Raw genomic sequence first — 3,703 nt, forward strand, 5'->3', positions numbered from 1 at the left:
CAGATGGTGGCGCTCAGGAGGGTAGGAATCATCAAGACGCCGAACCAACCTACATAAATGCGGTTGTCTGTGCTTGTGACCCACTCACAAAAGCGTTCCCAGACATTGGCGCTTTCGCGTTGCTGTAAGGTTGTTGTCATGGTTTTATGATTGCTGTATTTGGTTGTCAATGTTCGGATGATGTTTATATTATTACGCCTATCGTTAAGGTTTGTAAAGGTGTGTGGCGACAGTTAAACTGATGAGGGTTATTAGCAAAGCTGATGAAAGGAGAGAGAGGGTCGATCGCCAGGGGTTTTGTTAAGAAAGTTGAGGGTTTTGCTTTCTGTCGGTCAGGTCGTGATACCTTTCTAAAACCTGAAAGCGGGAAAGTCCGGTGCAATTCCGGCGCTGTGCCGCAACTGTAAAAGTCAGAATGCCGACTTCGGGGGCGCTTTGTGGGCGTTTACTTTTGGATTCCCTGCGTAGCACGGGGAGGAGATTATTTGTTAGCTTTGACTGATTTGCCGACTTGTCCGGGTTTATTTTACGGTTCGCAAGCCCGAGACGGAGTTTTATCGAGAATGCGGATTCCGGGCGGAATTTTAAACGCGCAGCAGTGTTGGACGATCGCCGATTTGGCCGATAAATACAGTATCGGCTGTTTGCAAGTGACAAATCGGGCAAATTTGCAAATCCGAGAAGTGAACTCGGAAATTGCCCCGGAAGTCTGGAACCGCTTGCAGGAATTGGGGATAGCGTCTCGCCGCGTTGAAGTTGACCCGATTCGCAATATTATGGCAAGTCCGACAGCAGGGATCGATCGCCAGCAGTTACTGGATACTCGCCCGCTAGTCAAAGCTTGGGATGATTACCTGCAAACACATTCCGAGTTGTCGGAACTTTCGCCTAAGTTTAGTATTGGCTTCGACGGCGGAGAATCGGTTTCGATCCAGGCTTTACGCAACGATATTTTATTAGCTGCATCCGGTCGTTCAACCCAATCAGGAATCGTTTTTCGGCTGCATTTAAACGGCGATACAGGAATTTTAATCCAAGAATCGCAATGTATTTCAGTATTAGCCGCCCTCGCTAGCACCTATCTTGAATACACCAAAAATAGACCTCGAATTGATGGCAAAAAACCGCGTTTGCGTCACCTGTTGGCAGATTGGGGGGTTGAAAGTTATCTAGAAAGGGTACAGCAGAATTTACCATTTTTATGGCAATTCACATCTTGCACCTTTCCCAAAAACAGCCAAGATACCTCATCTGAAAAATCCCTCCCCCATCACCGACATCTCGGCATTCATCCTCAACGACAGTCCGGTTTCTCTTACATGGGAATTGCACTGCCTCTCGGTAGGCTAGAATCAAAGCAACTGCGGAATTTGGCTAATTTAGCCCAAAAGCTAGCCAGCGGTACCCTGAGACTTACGCCGTGGCAAAATCTGCTAATTTCTGATATCCCCAACTCCCAGCTTTTTGAGGTAAAACAGCAAGTCGCCGATTTGGGATTGCACTCATCGGCGAGTCGCCTAGATTCGTGCTTGGTGGCTTGTGCCGGCAGCAGCGGCTGTGCGTCGGCGGCGACAGATACTCAAAGTCACGCCCTAGCAATGGTGAGGGATTTAGCGCAAAAATTGACGCTCGACCTGCCGATTAACATTCATTTCAGCGGTTGCCAAAAGTCCTGCGCCCAGCACCAGCCCATTGATATCACGCTGGTGGGAATTCAGATTGAGCGAGGAGACGAGACGATCGAAGGTTACGACATTTATGCGGGTAGAAAAGATTTGCCCTTCGGACGACAAATTTTTCAGGCGGTGAGTGCGATCGAGATGCCCGATGCGATCGAGCGAATGTTGCGGGTGTATCAGCGGTTTCGAGAGCCTGTGGAGTCATTTGGTGAGTTTGTCGATCGGCAGGCGATCGACCAATTGCAGGAGTTGTTGAGCACCGAAAATTGGAATTGAAAGTGAAAAAATATCCCATAAGAACAGACAAATTTTAAGCATCTCTCTTTCTATCTCTCTTGAGATTTCTTCCTTCGCCTCCTTCACGCCTTCGCGGTTCATTCAAAAAATCTATTTCACAAATCCCACAAAATTCCCATAGCAGTTTTAAACAATGATTGACTACATTCGAGACGGAACAGAAATCTACATTAAATCCTTCGCCACCATTCGATCCGAAACAGATTTGTCTACCTTGCCGCCGGATTTAGAATCGGTAGCCGTGCGACTAATTCACAGTTGCGGCATGACTGATATTGTTGCAGATTTAGCAGCTTCCCCCGGTGCAGCCACCTGCGGACGCCAAGCCCTCGCCGCAGGCGCGCCCATCCTGTGCGATGCCCGGATGGTGGCCGAAGGCATCACTCGCAAACGCCTTCCCGCTGACAATGCGGTGATTTGCACCCTCTGGCATTCCGAAATCCCGGAGTTGGCGCGGCAAATCGGAAATACTCGATCGGCCGCGGCCCTTGATTTATGGCTGGACAAGTTGCAGGGTGCGGTTGTGGCCATCGGCAATGCCCCGACTGCTTTGTTCCGACTGCTGGAAATGCTGGATGCCGGAGCACCCAAACCGGCTTTAATTCTGGGTTTCCCGGTAGGATTTGTCGGGGCCGCCGAATCCAAAGCCGAACTGGCCGCCAACAGTCGGGGAGTGCCATTTATTACGTTGCACGGGCGGCGCGGTGGCAGTGCAATGGCAACGGCGGCTGTGAATGCGTTAGCGAAAAAGGATGAATTATGACTAAGGCTACTGGTAAATTGTACGGTTTGGGTATTGGCCCTGGCGATCCAGAGTTGATTACTTTGAAAGCTTATCGGATTTTGCAATCGGTGCCGGTGATTGCCTATCCGGCGATGGAAAATGGTAAGGTGCTGGCGCGGGCGATCGTCGCAGATTATCTCCGCCCGGAGCAAATTGAGATTCCGATGCCGTTGCCTTTTAGTCCGACGCGATCGTCTCAACCTTATTATGATATTGCTGCCGAGAAAATTGCCGCACATCTGAGGGAGGGGCGGGATGTGGCGGTGCTATGTGAGGGCGAACCTTTTCTCTACGGTTCGTTTATGTATCTATTCAACCGTTTGTCGGGGACATTTACCACTGAAGTGGTGCCGGGAATTTCTTCGACAATGGCGAGTGCGGCTGCGTTGGGAGTGCCGCTGACTTATCGTAACGATGTGTTAAGTATTATGCCTGCGACGCTGGATGCTGAGGTTTTGCGCGATCGACTGGCGGTTGTTGATGCTGCTGTGATTATTAAGCTGGGCCGGCATTTTGCGAAAGTCCGGGACGTACTGATTGAGTTGGGACAGTTCGATCGAGCTTTGTATATAGAACGCGCAACTATGCCGAATCAGCGAATTCGGGCGATCGCAGATGTCGAACCCGCTGAAGTTCCCTATTGGGCTCTCATTATGATACCTAGCCAGCAAAAGTCTGTATCTTAATATTTCCATGCCTGAAGGCGACGCGCTTCCAGGCTTTACCTACTTTTTTGTGCATTCTTACCTGTTTATCCAGTTTTATTAACGTTGATAAGTTAAACTTATACTATTCATTAGTTAATCTGTTGTTAAAATACTTTACAAACCTTAGAATATGCTTTATGTTTATTTACATGGCGGAACACAAAGCCGTCACGAACATTGAAAACCAAATAAAGCAATCATAAACAAATGACAACAACCTTACAGCAGCGCGAAAG

General features: G+C 48.9%; 3 protein-coding genes, 1 pseudogene and 1 riboswitch. Of the genes and pseudogenes, 3 read left to right on the plus strand and 1 reads right to left on the minus strand.

The features are described from left to right. Positions 1-140, minus strand: a pseudogene (locus tag QUA25_RS28845) (photosystem II q(b) protein); the annotation flags it as partial. Positions 141-349: 209 nt separating this feature from the next. Further along, positions 350-429: riboswitch (adenosylcobalamin-variant (AdoCbl-variant) riboswitch) on the plus strand. A gap of 8 nt (positions 430-437) precedes the next feature. Between QUA25_RS28845 and cobG the strand changes: the two are divergent. From cobG to QUA25_RS28860, 3 genes are all read left to right on the plus strand, one after another. Next, a complete protein-coding gene (gene cobG / locus QUA25_RS28850; RefSeq protein WP_333043091.1) occupies positions 438-1,955 on the plus strand; it encodes a precorrin-3B synthase in 1,518 nt (505 codons plus the stop codon). 154 nt (positions 1,956-2,109) lie between these two features. After that, positions 2,110-2,739 (plus strand): precorrin-8X methylmutase, encoded by a 630-nt coding sequence (locus QUA25_RS28855; RefSeq protein WP_333043092.1) that lies wholly within the window; start codon positions 2,110-2,112, stop codon positions 2,737-2,739. After that, positions 2,736-3,446 carry a precorrin-2 C(20)-methyltransferase gene (locus QUA25_RS28860; RefSeq protein ID WP_333043094.1) on the plus strand — a complete coding sequence of 237 codons (711 nt, stop codon included), beginning with the start codon at positions 2,736-2,738 and terminating at the stop codon, positions 3,444-3,446. The genes QUA25_RS28855 and QUA25_RS28860 overlap by 4 nt, the downstream gene beginning before the upstream one ends. Positions 3,447-3,703 lie beyond the last annotated feature (257 nt).

The sequence above is a fragment of the Microcoleus sp. Pol17C6 genome, assembly GCF_036701145.1.
In the GTDB taxonomy this organism is placed as follows: domain Bacteria; phylum Cyanobacteriota; class Cyanobacteriia; order Cyanobacteriales; family Microcoleaceae; genus Microcoleus.

Coding starts and splice junctions, on each gene's coding strand:
- QUA25_RS28860 (WP_333043094.1), top strand. CDS start 2,736: ATGACTAAGGCTACTGGTAAATTGTACGGTTTGGGTATTGGCCCTGGC.
- QUA25_RS28855 (WP_333043092.1), top strand. CDS start 2,110: ATGATTGACTACATTCGAGACGGAACAGAAATCTACATTAAATCCTTC.